The sequence below is a fragment of the Streptomyces yangpuensis genome (assembly GCF_024666385.1).
GTDB classification, from domain to species: domain Bacteria; phylum Actinomycetota; class Actinomycetes; order Streptomycetales; family Streptomycetaceae; genus Streptomyces; species Streptomyces yangpuensis.
In genome coordinates, this window is sequence record NZ_CP102514.1 from 1,930,042 (window position 1) to 1,946,092 (window position 16,051).

A 16,051-nucleotide genomic window follows, 5' to 3' on the forward strand; every position below is an offset into this window, starting at 1 on the left:
GGAGCCTGACCATGGGTGAGCAGCACGCAGTGAAGTTCCCGCAGGAGGTCCTCGAGGAGTACGCGGCCCTGGGCATCGACCTGCCCGCGCTGTTCTCGGCCGGAGACCTCGGCGAGCGCATGGACATCCGCATCCTGGAGGCCTCGGCCGACCGCGTCGTGGGCACCATGCCGGTCAAGGGCAACACCCAGCCCTACGGACTGCTGCACGGCGGGGCCTCCGCCGTACTGGCCGAGACCCTCGGCTCGATCGGCGCCATGATGCACGGCGGCATCACCAAGATCGCCGTCGGCGTGGACCTCAACTGCACCCACCACCGGGGCGCCCGCAGCGGCATCGTCACCGGCGTCGCCACCCCGGTGCACCGCGGCCGCTCCACCACCACCTTCGAGATCGTCATCACCGACGAGCAGGACAAGCGGATCTGCACCGCCCGCCTGACCTGCCTGCTGCGCGACGTCGACCAGGTCGCCGGCGGCGCCGAGGCCCACGCGCAGGCCTGACCCGGCCCGCACGGCCCCGACGAGCAGGCCACCGCCCGCCACCGGGGTTCGGGCCGGCCCCGCCCGGCCGCCCCGGAGGCGATGGCGCAGCTCCGGCACGGCGCGGGCCGCCTCCCGGCGCACCGCAGGCTCGCCGACGCCCGAGGAACCCCTCGACGACCGGCAGCGCCGCCGGGTCCCCGGCGCACCCGAGGACGCCGAGGACGTAGTCCAGGGGCAGGCGTTTCACACCCGACCCGGCGGCCAGCGGGGCCGCCGGTCGGTCAACCGCCCGGAATTGGCCACTCCGCACGCTTCGCGGTGACATCTGTTGTCTCGTCGGTGGCCACCGCCTACCGTCCCCCCATGGGGACCACGCCTTGTACGGCCCGGTACGCCGCCCACACCCTGCTCGCGGCGCTCGCCCTGACCGGATGCTCCTCCTCCGCGCCACCCCCCGCGGCGGGCTCCGCGAGCCCCTCCGCCCCCACCCCCGTCTCTCCCGTACAGGTGTGCACGAGCCTCGTGTCCTACTGGGCGAAGGAGACCCTCCTGGGCACGAAATGGTCCGGCCTCGACTGGGAGCAGAAGGGGCTTTCCAACGAGCAGTACGCGATCCACGAGGACGCGGTGGCCGCGGGGCGCGCCGAGGAGCGAACTGCCGGGCGGGACAAGGCACTTGAGCTGATCGACCGGTTCGTGGCGCGGCGCTGCGCCGAGCAGGGCGGTGCGACCGGCAGCTCGGAGAGCCAGCGTCCGCCGGTGTGACCGGCGTCACCGCATTCCGTGCAGGCTGTCCGCCTTCCGGGCAGATGCCTCCGCGCGGTCGAACCGCAGGTGAGGGGCCTTTCCCCCGTCCACCCAAGATCGTTCACAGTCCCGACACACCACCGCAATCATCACGCTGCGTAATGCCCAGGACGGCTCGAATCCGCCTTTTCCCTTGGGAATGACCACCCGGAGGATTCTTTTGGGCACGCGCAGCCACATTCGGCTCAATTTGATCTAAGACAGGAGCATGAAGGGCTCAAGCCCCTTAGAGGAACTGCGATTTCTCACGATGCGGACGATCTCTGGGGTACCTAAATGTCCGGTTTGTTCAAACTCCCACCACACATTCTTGGCCTTGGCATAACAAGAGCGTCACATCCTCCTTTCCCGCCTCCCGGTGCTCGCCACCTCGGCCCTAGAGTCACGGCCAGTCACCGCGCCGCAGGGCGCGAATCAGCACGGCCGTGGACCTCTCCAGTGCGGCCCGGCGACCCAACGGCACCTCGACAGAGGGCTGCGCCAGGGAAAGGAAGAATCGTGCGACACCGTTCTTTGCTCATCCTCACCACCGTGATCACCACGGGAGCACTGACCCTCACCGCTTGCGGATCGCGCGACGGAGGCTCCAAGGACAACAGCGGCGGCAAGAAGACCGTCGTCGTCATCGGCGTCGACGCCCCGCTCACCGGATCCCTCTCCGCTCTCGGTCAGGGCATCAAGAACTCCGTGGACCTCGCGGCCAAGACGGCCAACAAGAACAACGAGGTCCCGGGCATCGAGTTCAAGGTCGAGGCCCTCGACGACCAGGCCGTCCCGGCCTCCGGCCAGGCCAACGCCACCAAGCTCGTCGGCAACAAGGACGTCCTCGGCGTCGTCGGCCCCCTGAACTCGGGCGTCGCCCAGCAGATGCAGGGCGTCTTCGCCTCCGCCAAGCTGGCGCAGGTCTCCCCCGCCAACACCAACCCCGCGCTCAGCCAGGGCGACAACTGGGGCAAGGGCGAGTTCAAGCGCGGCTTCGACACCTACTTCCGCACCGCCGCCACCGACGTGGTCCAGGGCAAGTTCGCCGCCCAGTACCTCTTCAAGGACGCCGGCAAGAAGAAGGTCTTCATCGTCGACGACAAGCAGACCTACGGCGCCGGCCTCGCCGCGATCTTCGCCGACGAGTTCAAGAAGCTCGGCGGCGAGGTCGCCGGCACCGACCACGTCACCGTGAAGGAGACCGACTTCTCCTCCACCGCCGACAAGGTCAAGTCCTCCGGCGCCGACTCCGTCTACTTCGGCGGCCAGTACCCCGAGGGCGGCCTGCTCGCCGACCAGATCAAGAAGACCGGCGCCAACGTCCCGCTCATGGGCGGCGACGGCATCCAGGACCCCGCCTTCATCAGCGCCTCCGGTGAGGCCAACGAGGGCGACCTCGCCACCTCCATCGGCTACCCGGTCGAGAAGCTCGAAACCGCCAAGAAGTTCATCGAGGACTACAAGGCCGAGGGCTACAAGGACCCGTACGCCGCCTACGGTGGCTACTCCTACGACGCCGGCTGGGCCGTCATCCAGGCCGTCAAGGCCGTCGTCGCCGCCAACAGCGGCAAGCTCCCCACCGACGCCCGCGCCAAGGTCGTCGAGGCTCTCGGCAAGGTCTCCTTCGAGGGCGTGACCGGCAAGGTCGCCTTCGACCAGTACGGCGACACCACCAACAAGCAGCTCACCGTCTACAAGGTCGAGGGCGGCAAGTGGGTCGACGTCAAGAGCGACACCTTCAACCAGTAATCCGTAACACCCAGCACCACCCGTAACACCCGCAACACCTGAACCAACGCCGCGCGAGGGCGCAAACAGTGCCCTCGCGCGGAGTCTTATCCGACACGCTCATCGGAGGCCCTGCGGTGCACGAACTGCCGCAACAGCTGGCCAATGGCCTGGCCCTCGGTGCTCTCTATGGTCTCATCGCCATCGGGTACACCATGGTCTACGGCATCGTCCAGCTCATCAACTTCGCCCACGGCGAGATCTTCATGATCGGCGGCTTCGGCGCGCTCACCGCCTACGCCATCCTCCCGACCGGCACCAGCCTGCTGATCGCGATACCCGTCATGATCATCGGCGGCGCCATCTGCTCCGTCGCCGTGGCATGCGCAGCCGAACGCTTCGCCTACCGCCCCCTGCGCAGCGCTCCCAGGCTCGCACCCCTCATCACCGCAATCGGCCTCTCGATCGCGCTCCAGCAGCTCGTCTGGCAGTTCTACCCGGACGCCAAGAAGGCCGTCAGCTTCCCCGAGTTCACGGGCCCCGCCTTCAAGATCACCGACAGCCTCGCGATCCAGCGTGCGGACCTCTTCGTCCTCATCCTCGCCCCGCTCTGCATGCTCGCCCTCGGCGTCTTCGTCCAGAAGAGCCGCAGCGGCCGCGCCATGCAGGCCACCGCGCAGGACCCCGACACCGCCAAGCTGATGGGCATCAACACCGACCGCATCATCGTCATGGCCTTCGCCATCGGTGCCGCGTTCGCCGCCGTCGCAGCCGTCGCCTACGGCGTCGACAAGGGCCAGATCAACTTCGAGATGGGCTTCATCCTCGGCCTCAAGGCCTTCACCGCAGCCGTCCTCGGCGGCATCGGCAACATCTACGGAGCCATGGTCGGCGGCGTCGTCCTCGGCCTCGCCGAAGCCCTCTCGATCGCCTACATCGAAGAGATCCCCGGCATGCAGCAGCTCGGCGGCGGAGCCTGGTCCAACGTCTGGGCCTTCGTTCTCCTCATCGTCGTCCTCCTCGTGCGGCCCCAAGGCCTGCTCGGCCAGCGCGTCACGGATCGGGCGTGAGAACCATGACCACAGACACCACCCCGCAGACGCAGACCCAGACCGCGAAGACGGCACCCGCACCCGCCGCGCTCCTCTACGCGATCATCGGTGGCAGCCTCCTCACCATCGTCAGCGCCTTCCTCGCCTGGACGTGGACCGCCGACTTCCCCGGCGACCTCACCTTCTACGGCAGCCCCGCCGACCTGCAGTACATCACCCTGGCCGGCGCCGCCCTCACCCTCGTCCACGCGCTCTCCGCGCTCGGCGTCAAGGGCTTCGGCTGGCTCACCCCCGCCGGCTCCCGCAAGGCCATCTGGTTCCTCGCCCTCGGCAACGCCGCAGCCACCTGGTTCACGGTCATCGCGATCACCGTCGTCCTCGGCGGCGTGATCAACCTCGAACCCGGCGCCTACGTCGCCCTCGTCGGCTCCCTCGTCCCGGCCCTCGCCGCGTACAAGCTCCCCGACGACAGCCGCAAGGTCACCCCGGCCAAGAGCACGCTGCCCAACTGGGCCGAAATCCTCATCATCACCGGCGTCTTCGCCCTCGGCCTCTTCGTCATCACCTTCGGCATCGACACCGATGACAAGGAACCGCAGCTCTTCGTCGCCTACCTGATCACGGTCGGCCTCGCGGCCCTCGCCCTGAACAAGTCGGGCCTCCTCGCCCGCTTCTCGGTCCTCACCGCGAACAACCGCCAGGTCACCCTCCTCGGCACCGCGGCCGCCGCCATCGCCTTCCCGTTCATCCAGCAGAGCGGCGACACCTACACGCTGATCGCGGTCAACATCCTGATCTTCGCGACCGTCGCCCTCGGCCTGAACATCGTCGTCGGCCTCGCCGGCCTCCTCGACCTCGGATACGTCGCCTTCCTCGGCGTCGGCGCCTACGCCGCCGCCCTGGTCTCCGGCAGCACCGCCTCCGCCTTCGGCATCCACCTCCCCTTCTGGGCGGCGGTCATCGTCGGCGCCATCGTCTCCCTCGTCTTCGGCGTGGTCATCGGTGCACCGACCCTCCGCCTGCGCGGCGACTACCTCGCCATCGTCACCCTCGGCTTCGGAGAAATCTTCCGCATCGCCATGGGCAACCTCGACGGCACCTCCGGCCCGGACGTCACCAACGGCCCGAACGGCATCCCGAACATCCCCCACCTCGAAATCTTCGGGTGGAACTTCGGCGAGTCCCACACCGTCGCCGGCATCGAACTCGGCGCCTACGCCAACTACTACTTCCTGATGCTGCTGGTGATGGCCCTGGTCGTCCTGGTCTTCGCCCGCGCGGGCAACAGCCGCATCGGCCGCGCCTGGGTCGCCATCCGCGAGGACGAGACCGCCGCCGAAGCCATGGGCATCAACGGCTTCAAGGTCAAGCTCATCGCCTTCGCCCTCGGCGCCACCCTCGCCGGCCTCGCCGGCACCGTCCAGGCACACGTCAACACCACGGTCGTCCCCGAGAACTACGTCTTCGCCGGGCCCGTCCCGCCGAACTCCGCGTTCCTCCTCGCCGCCGTCATCCTCGGCGGCATGGGCACCATCCGCGGCCCCATCCTCGGCGCCGCACTCCTCTTCCTGATCCCGGCGAAGCTGGCCTTCCTCCAGGACTACCAGCTCCTCGCCTTCGGCATCGCCCTCATCCTGCTCATGCGCTTCCGCCCTGAAGGCCTCATCGCCAACAAGCGCGCGCAGCTCGAGTTCCACGACGACACCGCTGACCAGGCCCCCAAGGACCTGGCCACCGCCAAGGCGGGGGCGTGAACAACATGACGACCACCACGGACACCACCACCACGACCACCACGAAGACCACGGTCCTCGAAGCCAAGGGCGTCACCATGCGCTTCGGCGGCCTCACCGCCGTCAAGGGCGTCGACCTCCAGGTCAACGCGGGCGAGATCGTCGGACTCATCGGCCCCAACGGCGCCGGCAAGACCACCTTCTTCAACTGCCTCACCGGGCTGTACGTCCCCACCGAGGGCTCCGTCAGCTACAAGGGCAAGGTCCTCCCGCCCAAGCCCCACCGGGTCACCGAGGCCGGCATCGCCCGCACCTTCCAGAACATCCGGCTCTTCCACAACATGACCGTGCTGGAGAACGTCCTCGTCGGACGCCACACCCGCACCAAGGAAGGCCTCTGGTCCGCCCTGCTGCGCGGCCCCGGCTTCAAGAAGGCCGAAGCCGCCAGCGAGGCACGCGCCATGGAACTCCTCGAGTTCATCGGCCTGGAGCACAAGGCCGACCACCTCGCGAAGAACCTCCCCTACGGCGAACAGCGCAAGCTGGAGATCGCCCGCGCCCTTGCCAGCGACCCCGGCCTCATCCTCCTGGACGAGCCCACCGCCGGCATGAACCCGCAGGAGACCCGCGCCGCCGAAGAGCTCATCTTCGCGATCCGGGACATGGGCATCGCCGTACTCGTCATCGAGCACGACATGCGCTTCATCTTCAACCTGTGCGACCGCGTCGCCTGTCTCGTCCAGGGCGAGAAGCTCATCGAAGGCACCGCCTCCGAAGTCCAGGGCGACGAGCGCGTCATCGCGGCCTACCTCGGCACCCCCTTCGAGGGCGAACCGGGCGCGGCCGAGGTCGCCGAGGTCGAAGCCGCCGAGGCCCACGCCGAGGCCGCGGCCGAGGCGGAGGCCGAGGCCGAGCCTGAGGCCGAAGCCGAGGCCGAGACCGAAGCGGCCGCCGAGACCGAGGCGGAAGCCGCGGACGACGACGAGGCCCCCGCGGCCGACTCGGACGCCGAGGCCCCCACCGACTCGGACACGGACGCCGACGCGGACAGCACCACCAGCACCACCAGCACCACCAGCACGGAAGGAGAGGCCAAGTGACCGCACTGCTCAAGGTCGAGGACCTCAAGGTCGCCTACGGCAAGATCGAAGCCGTCAAGGGAATCTCCTTCGAGGTCAACGAAGGTGAAATCGTCTGCCTCGTCGGCACCAACGGCGCCGGCAAGACGACCACCCTCCGCACCCTCTCCGGGCTCCTGAAGCCCACCGCGGGCAGCGTCACCTTCGACGGCCAGCCCCTCGTCGGTGTCCCCGCCCACAAGATCGTCGCCCTGAAGCTGGCGCACTCCCCCGAGGGCCGCCACATCTTCCCCCGGCTGACGATCGAGGAGAACCTCCAGCTCGGCGCCTTCCTCCGCAGCGACAAGGACGGCATCGAGAAGGACATCCAGCGCGCCTACGACCTCTTCCCCATCCTGGGCGAGCGTCGCAAGCAGGCCGCCGGCACCCTCTCGGGCGGTGAGCAGCAGATGCTCGCCATGGGCCGCGCGCTCATGTGCCAGCCGAAGCTCCTCATGCTGGACGAGCCCTCCATGGGCCTCTCCCCGCTGATGATGCAGAAGATCATGTCGACCATCTCCGAGCTCAAGGCCTCGGGCATGACGATCCTCCTCGTCGAGCAGAACGCCCAGGCGGCGCTCTCCCTCGCCGACCAGGCGCACGTCATGGAGATCGGCAAGATCGTCCTCTCCGGCACCGGCCAGGACCTCCTCCACAACGAGGACGTCCGCAAGGCCTACCTCGGCGAGGACTGACACAACGTGTGAGGCCCGCCTCCCTCGGGGGAGGCGGGCCTCACGCATGTTCCGGGAAGCCCGGGACGGAAACTACGGGAACTACTTCCCGCTCTCCTTCTTCTTCGCCTCGGCGTCCTCGATGACCACCTCGGCGACCTGCTGCATGGACATCCGGCGGTCCATGGACGACTTCTGGATCCAGCGGAAAGCCGCCGGCTCGGTCAGCCCGTACTGCGTCTGCAGGATGCTCTTCGCCCGGTCGACCAGCTTGCGGGTCTCCAGCCGCTGCGAGAGGTCGGCGACCTCCTGCTCCAGCGCGCGCAGCTCGGCGAACCGGGACACGGCCATCTCGATGGCCGGCACCACGTCGCTCTTGCTGAACGGCTTCACCAGGTACGCCATGGCCCCGGCGTCCCGGGCCCGCTCGACGAGGTCGCGCTGCGAGAACGCCGTCAGCATCAGGACGGGGGCGATGGACTCCTGGGCGATCTTCTCGGCGGCGGAGATCCCGTCCAGGACGGGCATCTTCACGTCGAGGATGACCAGGTCGGGCCGGTGCTCGCGGGCGAGCTCGACGGCCGTCTGCCCGTCGCCGGCCTCGCCGACGACGGAGTAGCCCTCTTCTTCGAGCATCTCTTTGAGGTCGAGACGGATGAGCGCCTCGTCCTCGGCGATGACGACCCGGGTCGTCAGCGGCGGAACGTGCGACTGGTCGGCGTCGGGCATGGGCGTCGACTCGTGCTCGGCGGTCACGGGGGCTCCTTGATACGGGGCATTACTGCTCCCCCGAGCCTACCTAGCTGCGGTATGGTGGACTCGCAGCGGGTCGGGGCAAACCTTCGATTCGTGGGGCCCCGGTAGCCCAATTGGCAGCAGGCAATGGATTCAAAACCCATACAGTGTCGGTTCGAGTCCGACCCGGGGCACTTTCCTTCTTTTCCAAGGTCACGCGAGAACGCGTGACCTTCACTCTTTTCGGCGTCACATACCCGAAATGCGCAACGTGCACAGAAAAGGCGCAGCAGTGTCGGTCGCATGTACGACCTCGCGACTCGCAAGCACGCTCTCAGACTTCTGGGCGGCGGCCGTAGCCTCAACTCCGTCAGCAAAGAGACGGGAATATCCCGGGCCGCCATTCGCTCCTGGCGCGTCCGCATCGAACCTCTTCCCCGGCTCAACCAATCCCAGCCGTGCACGAGCCCGACCGATCGGGCCGCGTACTCCTATCTCCTCGGTCTTTACCTGGGCGATGGGTGCATCAGCTCTCACCCGAAGGGCGGGCACTACCTGCGCATCGCGTGCGCGGATGCCTGGCCCGGCCTCATCGAAGAGTGCCGGGCGGCCATTCTGGCGGTCCGCCCGGCCGACAAGGTCTACGTGCTGCAGCGCCAGGGCTGTGTCAACGTCACCAGCTACGGACGGCACTGGCCGTGCCTGTTCCCGCAGCACGGGCCCGGGAAGAAGCACGAGCGGCGGATCGTCCTCGAGGGCTGGCAGCAGGAGATCGTCGACGCGCACCCGTGGGAGTTCCTCCGGGGGCTGATCCACTCCGACGGGTGTCGGGTCACCAACTGGACGGTGCGCAACGGCAAGCGCTACGAGTACCCGCGGTACTTCTTCACGAACAAGTCCGACGACATCCGGAAGCTCTGCACCGACACCCTCGCGAAAGTCGGCGTCCGGTGGACCGTACTCGCGCGCGGCAGCGACCCGCTGAACGTATCCATCGCCCGTAAGGACTGCGTCGCCCTCATGGACGCCCACATCGGGCCGAAGTACTAGGGGCCCGGTTCCGGGTCGGTGGCGAGGCGGGCGTGGAGGTGTTCGTCGTGGTGGCGGCCGTCGCCGAAGAGGTGGGACTCGCGCAGGACGCCCTCGGGGAGGTAGCCGCAGCGGTGGGCGACGCGGCAGGAGGCTTCGTTGCCGGCGGCGTGGGCGAGTTCGATCCGGCGGGCTCCGCCCGTGCGGAAGCCCCAGGTGGTGACCGCTCTGGTGGCGCGGGTGGCGAGGCCGCGGCCGCGGGCGGCCGGCAGGAACCAGTAGCCGATCATGGCCAGGCCGTCCGCGCGGTCGACCCAGCGGAGGTTGACGGTGCCGAGCAGGGCTCCGTCGGTGGCGGCCAGCACCGCGAAGGGCGCGCCCGTGCCCCGTTCCCAGCTGTCCTCGCGGGCGTCGAGCCAGGTCCGGGCGGCTTCGTGGTCGGCGGTCGGGAGGGGGTTCCAGAGGGCGATCTTCGGGTCGGCCGCGGCGGTGACGAGGTCGTCGAGGAGTTCCGGTCCGGCGGGCTTGCGGCCCCACGGATGCAACAGCGCGTCGCCGAGGTCGAGCGTGGTGCGGGCGAAGGTCCGTATGGAGGTGCTCATGGCGCCCTTCCTACTCGGGCGTCGGGCCTGTCGCCAGCCCTTTCTTCGGCTGTGGCAGTTCGCCGTCGCCGCCGAGGTTGGCGACGATGCGGCGCAGGACGTCGATCGTGGCCGCGTATGCGGCGTCTCGATGCCTTCCCGCAGCCTCGCGTGGAGTGGTCATGTGGGTGACCGTAGGACCTCAAGTGGGCTTGGGTCAGGGGGTGTTGGGGTGGTGGCGTGCGCACGGTGTCGCGCCGGGCCGTTCGGTGGGCCCGGCGCGGTGGTGCGTGTGGGGGTCAGCGGACCGGGTCGCCGATGTGGTGGATGCGGACGAGGTTGGTGGAGCCGCTGACGCCGGGGGGTGAGCCGGCGGTGATGACGACGGTGTCGCCGGTCACGCAGCGGCCGATGCGCAGGAGTTCTTCTTCGACCTGGGCGACCATGGCGTCGGTGGAGTCGACGTGGGGGCCGAGGAAGGTTTCGACGCCCCAGGTGAGGTTGAGCTGGGAGCGGGTGGCGGGGTCGGGGGTGAAGGCGAGGAGGGGGATGGGTGAGCGGTAGCGGGAGAGTCGGCGGACGGTGTCGCCGCTCTGGGTGAAGGCGACGAGGAATTTGGCGTCGAGGAAGTCGCCCATTTCGGCGGCGGCGCGGGCGACGGCTCCGCCTTGGGTGCGGGGCTTGTTGCGGTCGGTGAGTGGGGGGAGGCCCTTGGCGAGGATGTCCTCTTCGGCGGCTTCGACGATGCGGGACATGGTGCGGACGGTTTCGACGGGGTATTTGCCGACGCTGGTCTCGCCGGAGAGCATGACGGCGTCGGTGCCGTCGATGACCGCGTTGGCGACGTCGGAGGCTTCGGCGCGGGTGGGGCGGGAGTTGTCGATCATCGAGTCGAGCATCTGGGTGGCGACGATGACGGGTTTGGCGTTGCGCTTGGCGAGTTTGATGGCGCGCTTCTGGACGATGGGGACTTGTTCCAGGGGCATTTCGACGCCGAGGTCGCCGCGGGCGACCATGATGCCGTCGAAGGCGGCGACGATGTCGTCGATGTTGTCGACGGCCTGGGGTTTTTCGATCTTGGCGATGACGGGGAGGCGGCGGCCTTCTTCGTCCATGATGCGGTGGACGTCTTGGATGTCGCGGCCGCTGCGGACGAAGGAGAGGGCGATGACGTCGGCGCCGGTGCGCAGGGCCCAGCGGAGGTCGTCGATGTCCTTGTCGGAGAGGGCGGGGACGGAGACGGCTACGCCGGGGAGGTTGAGGCCTTTGTGGTCGGAGACCATGCCGCCTTCGATGACGCGGGTGTGGACGCGGGGGCCGTCGACGTGGGTGACTTCGAGGGTGACGCGGCCGTCGTCGACGAGGATGCGTTCGCCGGTGGTGACGTCTGCGGCGAGTCCTTTGTAGGTGGTGCCGCAGGTGTGGCGGTCGCCGGGGTGGTCTTCGACGGTGATGGTGAAGTCGTCGCCGCGTTCAAGGAGTACGGGGCCTTCGTGGAAGCGGCCGAGGCGGATCTTCGGGCCTTGAAGGTCGGCGAGGATGCCGACGCTGCGGCCGGTTTCGTCGGAGGCCTTGCGTACGCGTTGGTAGCGCTCCTCGTGTTCGGCGTAGGTGCCGTGGCTGAGGTTGAGTCGGGCGATGTCCATTCCGGCTTCGACCAGTGCTTTGATCTGGTCGTATGAGTCGGTGGCGGGGCCCAGGGTACATACGATTTTCGCTCGGCGCATGGGGCGAGCCTATTCCCCTACCAACGGGTAGGTAATCGCTTCCTGGTGTCCGCTCAACAACCAATGGGCAAAAGGTTGTTGACAATTGTTGAATGTGCGTGGGGGTGCTCTGATGAGCACCCCCGGGGGCCCGTTTTATCCGCGTTTCAGAGTTCCGTGTTTCAGAGTTGGGGCGGGGTCATGGTGAAGCGGGCGTTCACCTGTGCGTAGACGGTCTGGCGCTGGGGTTCGAGGTCGAGCGGCGGGGGGCCGGCGTCCTCGGTGGTGCTGAAGGCCATGGTGCGCATGCCGGATCCGCCGGGGGCCTGGGCGAAGGGGGCGGCGTTCTCGGCTCCGAGGTCGGCGAGTTCGACGAGGGCGGAGAGGCGGGCGCCGAGGGCTTCGGCGTATTCGCGGGCGCGCTGGACGGCTTCGAGTACGGCTTGCCGGCGGGCTTCGCCGTGGGCGGGGGAGGTGGGGCGCAGGGCCCACCAGGGGCCGTCGACCTGGGTGAGTTCGAGGTCGGCGAGGCGGGTGGTGAGTTCGCCGAGGGTGGTGAAGTCGCTGAGTTCGGCGGTGATGTGGACGCGGCCGTGGTAGGCGCGGACGCGTTCGGCGCGTCCGTGGCGGGTGAGTTCGGGGGTGATGGAGAGGGCGCCGGTTTCGAGTTTTTCGACGGTGTCGCCGTGGCTCTTGATGAGGTCGAGGACGGTGTTGTTGCGTCGGGTGAGGTCTTCGAGTGCGGTGCGGCGGTCGGTGCCGCGGGCGTTGACGGTGATGCCGATGCGGGCGATTTCGGGGTCGACTTCGAGGCGGGCTTCGCCGCGGACTGCTACGCGGGGTACTTCGGGGGTGCCGTAGGGCTGGTGGGATGCGTGCGGTGTGTGCGCTGCGTCCTGGGTCATGGATTCACTGTCGCACTGTCGCCCGTTCGGGTGTGGTCACCGGATCGAAACCTGGCGGGGGTGTTGCGACTTGTTACTGCTGGGTCAGAATCTACGCGCGTTGTTCAGCCGCAAGAGGGAGATGGCATGGCGTTCGACCGCAGGACTTTCATAGGGACCACGGCCGCGACGGGGGCGGCCGTGGCGCTGGCGGGGGCCACGAGCACCCCGGCGGCGGCCGCCGGACCGCAGGATGCGAAGGCGAAGGGGCCGCGGACGTACGCGTTCACGGTGATGGGGACGACCGACCTGCACGGGAATGTCTTCAACTGGGACTACTTCACGGACAAGGAGTTCGACGACAAGGCGCACAACGACGTCGGTCTGGCGAAGATCTCGACGCTGGTGGAGCAGGTGCGGGCGGAGAAGGGGCGGCGCAACACGCTGCTCATCGACGCGGGTGACACCATCCAGGGCACGCAGCTGTCGTACTACTACGCGAAGGTCGATCCGATCACGGCGCGGCGTGGTCCGGTGCACCCGATGGCGCAGGCGATGAACGCGATCGGTTATGACGCGGCGGCGCTGGGGAACCACGAGTTCAATTACGGCATTCCGGTGCTGCGGAAGTTCGAGGAGCAGTGCGATTTCCCGCTGCTGGGGGCGAACGCGCTGGATGCGAAGACGCTGAAGCCGGCGTTCGCGCCGTACAGCATGCACAAGCTGCGCACGCCCTGCGGGCGGGACGTGAAGGTGGCGGTGCTGGGGCTGACGAACCCGGGCATCGCGCTGTGGGACAAGGCGAACGTGCAGGGGAAGATGACGTTCCCGGGGCTGGAGGAGCAGGCGGCGAAGTACGTGCCGCGGCTGCGTTCGATGGGTGCGGACGTGGTGATCGTGTCGGCGCACTCGGGGTCGAGCGGTACGTCGTCGTACGGTGACCAGCTGCCGTACGTCGAGAACGCGGCGGCGCTGGTGGCGGAGCAGGTGCCGGGGATCGACGCGATCCTGGTGGGTCACGCGCACACGGAGATCCCGGAGTACCGGGTGAGGAACAGGGCGACCGGCAAGGACGTGGTGCTGTCGGAGCCGCTGAAGTGGGGGCAGCGGCTGACGCTGTTCGACTTCGAGCTGGTGTGGGAGAAGGGGCGCTGGTCGGTGGCGAAGGTCGCGGCGAAGGTGCTGAACTCGAACACGGTGGCGGAGGACGCGAAGATCACGCGGCTGCTGTCGGACGAGCACCGCAAGGTCGTGGCGTACGTGAACCAGGTGATCGGTACCTCGACGCAGGCGATGTCCTCGGCGGAGGGTCCGGTCAAGGACGTGCCGATCACCGATCTGATCAACCACGTGCAGGCGGAGACGGTGAAGTCGGCGCTGGCGGGTACGCAGTGGGCGGCGCTTCCGGTGCTGTCGCAGGCTTCGTGCTTCTCGCGGACGGCGGCGATCCCGGCCGGGCAGGTGACGATCCGGGATGCGGCGGGTCTGTATCCGTTCGAGAACACGATGGAGGCGCGGCTGCTGACGGGTGCGCAGCTGAAGGAGTATCTGGAGTATTCGGCGCGGTACTTCGTGCGGACGGCGCCGGGTGACGCGGTGGATCCGGCGAAGCTGACGAACGCCGAGGCGATTCCGGACTACAACTACGACGCGGTGTACGGGTTGTCGTACGACATCGACATCGCGCAGCCGGCGGGTTCGCGGATCTCGGGGTTGTCCTTCCAGGGGAAGGCGGTGGATCCGGCGGCGCAGTTCGTGCTGGCGGTGAACAACTACCGGGCGTCGGGCGGTGGGAACTTCCCGCATGTGCCGCAGGCGAAGCAGCTGTGGTCGAACTCGGACGAGATCCGCAACACGATCATCCAGTGGGTGAAGGCGAAGGGGACGATCGATCCGGCGCAGTTCGCTTCGGTGGACTGGCGGCTGACGCGGGCGGGTGTGCCGGTGTTCTAGTTCGCCCTCGCGCGTGACGGGGCCGGTGTCCGCGGCGGCGGGCACCGGCCCCGCGCGTGTTTTCAGTCGTCGGTGTGGACGAGGTGTGCGGGGACGGCGGCGTCGAGGGCGGCGATGAGGCGTTCGCCGCGGGCGACGTGGTCCGGGTGGATGTGCAGGTCGCAGCCGCAGCCGGTGAGGACGACGCGGCCGGGGCCTTCGCGGCGCATGAGGGCGATCCCGTCGAAGCGGATGTCGTGTTCGTCGCGGTTGCCGTCGCGGACGACCAGGCCCCAGGGGGTGAGGAGGTATTCGCCGCTTTCATCGCGGGGGGTGATGAGGCGGCGGAGGGGGTTCTTGCGGAAGCGGGTGCCGGAGGCATGGCGGGTGCCGGGGTGCTCGCCATGGACGCGCCAGCAGGTGGAGTTGGGCAGGGGGGCGCCGCGGGGGGTGGCGGGCCGGGGGAAGACCTGGGGCGGTAAGACGAGGACGGCGTCGGTGAGGGCGCGTTGCAGGTGGTCGGCGACGTCCTGCGGGGTGACGGCGGCGTGCTGCGCGAGGAGGGTGGCGGCGTCGTGGAAGGGGATGCCGAAGTGTTCGCATTCGAGGGCACGCCGGAGGGACATCCAGCGGTCGTGGCCGCAGTGTCCGTCGTGGCAGCGGAGTTCGGCGCGTGCGTGCTCGGTGAAGGCGTCGAGCTCCTGCCGGGTGGGGCCTCGGCGGGCAAGGTTCAGGGTTTCGTTCCAGAGGATGCCAGCGGCCTCCTCGGCGTGGCCGTCGGCGGGGCGCAGGACGAGGACGCGGTCGAGGGTCAGTCGGTCGCGGAGGAAGCGGTGGAGGGTGACGCCGTCGGATATGCCGCGTGTGTCGTGGGTGAGGTGCTCGACGCGTTGGCCGAGGACGTGGCAGGCGGCGACGGCGGCGGGTTCGTGGGCGCGTGAGGTCAGGAGGAGGGAGACGGTGTCGACGAGGCGGTGCTGCCAGGTTCCGGGTACGCCGGCGCGGGGGCGGGGGGCGGTCCGGTCGGGGCGGGGGCCGTCGGGCAGGGGGAGGGTGAGTCCGGTCGGCGGGGGGCCGTCGAGGGCGAGGACGGCGTTGCCGCGGGTGAAGTGGGTGGCGGCGTGGGTGCGGACGGCCTCGGGGGTGAGCCGGGCGTACATGTCGGGCTCGTGGTGCAGGACGAGGCCGAGGCCGTGGGGCCCGTAGCGGGCGCTGAGGGGTTCGGCGCCGCGCTGGTCGCAGGTGCGGGGCGGGTGGAGGCCGAGGAGGCGGGTGGCGTGCTCCATGTACCGGACCGGCAGGTCGCGCAGGGCGCTGCAGACGGTGTGGAGGAAGCCGGTGACCTCTTCGGGGGTGCCTTTGACGACGAAGTGGGTCGCCTCCTCCTCGACGGAGCTGGTGAACTCGTGAGGCCGTCTGCCGAGGTGGGTCGTCACGAGGGCTTCGACGAGGTGGGCGGCGCCGAGGGTGGGGGCGGTCTCGTCCCGCAGCCCGGTGCCGAAGGAGAGGACCGCGCTGAGGGGGCCCGGGGCCGGGGCGGCCTGCCATAGGACGGTGACCCCGTCGGCACTGGTTCGCTGCATGACGGCGACGATAGCCGCAGGT

General features: G+C 68.8%; 15 protein-coding genes and 1 tRNA gene. 10 read left to right on the forward strand and 6 right to left on the reverse strand.

Annotation, left to right across the window (positions count from 1 at the left end):
- The first annotated feature begins 11 nt into the window (after positions 1 to 11).
- From NRK68_RS08880 to NRK68_RS08910, 7 genes are all read left to right on the forward strand, one after another.
- On the forward strand, positions 12 to 503 hold the full coding sequence (locus tag NRK68_RS08880) for a PaaI family thioesterase (protein WP_183069516.1): 492 nt from the start codon (positions 12 to 14) through the stop codon (positions 501 to 503).
- A gap of 345 nt (positions 504 to 848) precedes the next feature.
- Positions 849 to 1,250 (forward strand): hypothetical protein, encoded by a 402-nt coding sequence (locus tag NRK68_RS08885; RefSeq protein ID WP_257855541.1) that lies wholly within the window; start codon positions 849 to 851, stop codon positions 1,248 to 1,250.
- A 540-nt stretch (positions 1,251 to 1,790) separates the two neighbouring features.
- Positions 1,791 to 3,023 carry a branched-chain amino acid ABC transporter substrate-binding protein gene (locus NRK68_RS08890; protein WP_183069514.1) on the forward strand — a complete coding sequence of 411 codons (1,233 nt, stop codon included), beginning with the start codon at positions 1,791 to 1,793 and terminating at the stop codon, positions 3,021 to 3,023.
- Positions 3,024 to 3,139: 116 nt separating this feature from the next.
- On the forward strand, positions 3,140 to 4,072 hold the full coding sequence (locus NRK68_RS08895) for a branched-chain amino acid ABC transporter permease (RefSeq protein ID WP_183069513.1): 933 nt from the start codon (positions 3,140 to 3,142) through the stop codon (positions 4,070 to 4,072).
- A gap of 5 nt (positions 4,073 to 4,077) precedes the next feature.
- Positions 4,078 to 5,808, forward strand: coding sequence for a branched-chain amino acid ABC transporter permease (locus NRK68_RS08900; RefSeq protein WP_183069512.1), 1,731 nt, complete (start codon positions 4,078 to 4,080; stop codon positions 5,806 to 5,808).
- Between the two features lie 5 nt (positions 5,809 to 5,813).
- The gene (locus NRK68_RS08905; RefSeq protein ID WP_257857805.1) at positions 5,814 to 6,887 is read left to right on the forward strand and encodes an ABC transporter ATP-binding protein; all 1,074 of its coding nucleotides are present in this window, start codon (positions 5,814 to 5,816) and stop codon (positions 6,885 to 6,887) included.
- On the forward strand, positions 6,884 to 7,600 hold the full coding sequence (locus NRK68_RS08910; RefSeq protein WP_046775340.1) for an ABC transporter ATP-binding protein: 717 nt from the start codon (positions 6,884 to 6,886) through the stop codon (positions 7,598 to 7,600). The genes NRK68_RS08905 and NRK68_RS08910 overlap by 4 nt, the downstream gene beginning before the upstream one ends.
- Before the next feature lie 81 nt (positions 7,601 to 7,681).
- On the opposite strand, the gene NRK68_RS08915 is transcribed toward NRK68_RS08910, so the two are convergent.
- A complete protein-coding gene (locus NRK68_RS08915; RefSeq protein ID WP_030846426.1) occupies positions 7,682 to 8,308 on the reverse strand; it encodes an ANTAR domain-containing response regulator in 627 nt (208 codons plus the stop codon).
- A gap of 125 nt (positions 8,309 to 8,433) precedes the next feature.
- On the opposite strand from NRK68_RS08915, the gene NRK68_RS08920 reads away from it, so the two are divergent.
- Together NRK68_RS08920 and NRK68_RS08925 are read left to right on the forward strand one after the other, a co-directional pair.
- Positions 8,434 to 8,508: transfer RNA gene (locus NRK68_RS08920), tRNA-Leu, on the forward strand.
- A gap of 109 nt (positions 8,509 to 8,617) precedes the next feature.
- A complete protein-coding gene (locus NRK68_RS08925; protein ID WP_183069511.1) occupies positions 8,618 to 9,364 on the forward strand; it encodes a transcriptional regulator in 747 nt (248 codons plus the stop codon).
- On the opposite strand, the gene NRK68_RS08930 is transcribed toward NRK68_RS08925, so the two are convergent.
- The 4 genes from NRK68_RS08930 to NRK68_RS08945 all read right to left on the reverse strand — a co-directional run bounded on the left by NRK68_RS08930 (position 9,361) and on the right by NRK68_RS08945 (position 12,535).
- A complete protein-coding gene (locus NRK68_RS08930) occupies positions 9,361 to 9,945 on the reverse strand; it encodes a GNAT family N-acetyltransferase (protein WP_183069510.1) in 585 nt (194 codons plus the stop codon). The genes NRK68_RS08925 and NRK68_RS08930 overlap by 4 nt on opposite strands.
- Positions 9,946 to 9,955: 10 nt before the next feature.
- Complete coding sequence (locus NRK68_RS08935) at positions 9,956 to 10,108, reverse strand: hypothetical protein (protein ID WP_257855542.1); 153 nt, start codon at positions 10,106 to 10,108, stop codon at positions 9,956 to 9,958.
- 115 nt (positions 10,109 to 10,223) lie between these two features.
- On the reverse strand, positions 10,224 to 11,651 hold the full coding sequence (pyk, locus tag NRK68_RS08940; protein WP_183069509.1) for a pyruvate kinase: 1,428 nt from the start codon (positions 11,649 to 11,651) through the stop codon (positions 10,224 to 10,226).
- 161 nt (positions 11,652 to 11,812) lie between these two features.
- Positions 11,813 to 12,535, reverse strand: coding sequence for an SIMPL domain-containing protein (locus NRK68_RS08945; protein WP_183069508.1), 723 nt, complete (start codon positions 12,533 to 12,535; stop codon positions 11,813 to 11,815).
- A 126-nt stretch (positions 12,536 to 12,661) separates the two neighbouring features.
- On the opposite strand from NRK68_RS08945, the gene NRK68_RS08950 reads away from it, so the two are divergent.
- Positions 12,662 to 14,467: a bifunctional metallophosphatase/5'-nucleotidase gene (locus NRK68_RS08950; RefSeq protein ID WP_257857806.1), complete on the forward strand. Its 1,806-nt coding sequence runs from the start codon at positions 12,662 to 12,664 to the stop codon at positions 14,465 to 14,467.
- Between the two features lie 62 nt (positions 14,468 to 14,529).
- Here NRK68_RS08950 and NRK68_RS08955 read toward each other — a convergent pair whose 3' ends face one another.
- The gene (locus NRK68_RS08955; protein WP_257857991.1) at positions 14,530 to 16,029 is read right to left on the reverse strand and encodes a peptidase M16 family protein; all 1,500 of its coding nucleotides are present in this window, start codon (positions 16,027 to 16,029) and stop codon (positions 14,530 to 14,532) included.
- Between the last annotated feature and the right edge of the window lie 22 nt (positions 16,030 to 16,051).

Bases quoted from the DNA above. Each gene is read 5' to 3' on its own strand.
- NRK68_RS08900 (WP_183069512.1), top strand. From the start codon at position 4,078: ATGACCACAGACACCACCCCGCAGACGCAGACCCAGACCGCGAAGACG.
- NRK68_RS08880 (WP_183069516.1), top strand. From the start codon at position 12: ATGGGTGAGCAGCACGCAGTGAAGTTCCCGCAGGAGGTCCTCGAGGAG.
- NRK68_RS08930 (WP_183069510.1), bottom strand. From the start codon at position 9,945: ATGAGCACCTCCATACGGACCTTCGCCCGCACCACGCTCGACCTCGGC.
- NRK68_RS08915 (WP_030846426.1), bottom strand. From the start codon at position 8,308: ATGCCCGACGCCGACCAGTCGCACGTTCCGCCGCTGACGACCCGGGTC.
- NRK68_RS08935 (WP_257855542.1), bottom strand. From the start codon at position 10,108: ATGACCACTCCACGCGAGGCTGCGGGAAGGCATCGAGACGCCGCATAC.
- NRK68_RS08925 (WP_183069511.1), top strand. From the start codon at position 8,618: ATGTACGACCTCGCGACTCGCAAGCACGCTCTCAGACTTCTGGGCGGC.
- NRK68_RS08950 (WP_257857806.1), top strand. From the start codon at position 12,662: ATGGCGTTCGACCGCAGGACTTTCATAGGGACCACGGCCGCGACGGGG.
- NRK68_RS08885 (WP_257855541.1), top strand. From the start codon at position 849: ATGGGGACCACGCCTTGTACGGCCCGGTACGCCGCCCACACCCTGCTC.
- NRK68_RS08955 (WP_257857991.1), bottom strand. From the start codon at position 16,029: ATGCAGCGAACCAGTGCCGACGGGGTCACCGTCCTATGGCAGGCCGCC.
- pyk (WP_183069509.1), bottom strand. From the start codon at position 11,651: ATGCGCCGAGCGAAAATCGTATGTACCCTGGGCCCCGCCACCGACTCA.
- NRK68_RS08945 (WP_183069508.1), bottom strand. From the start codon at position 12,535: ATGACCCAGGACGCAGCGCACACACCGCACGCATCCCACCAGCCCTAC.
- NRK68_RS08905 (WP_257857805.1), top strand. From the start codon at position 5,814: ATGACGACCACCACGGACACCACCACCACGACCACCACGAAGACCACG.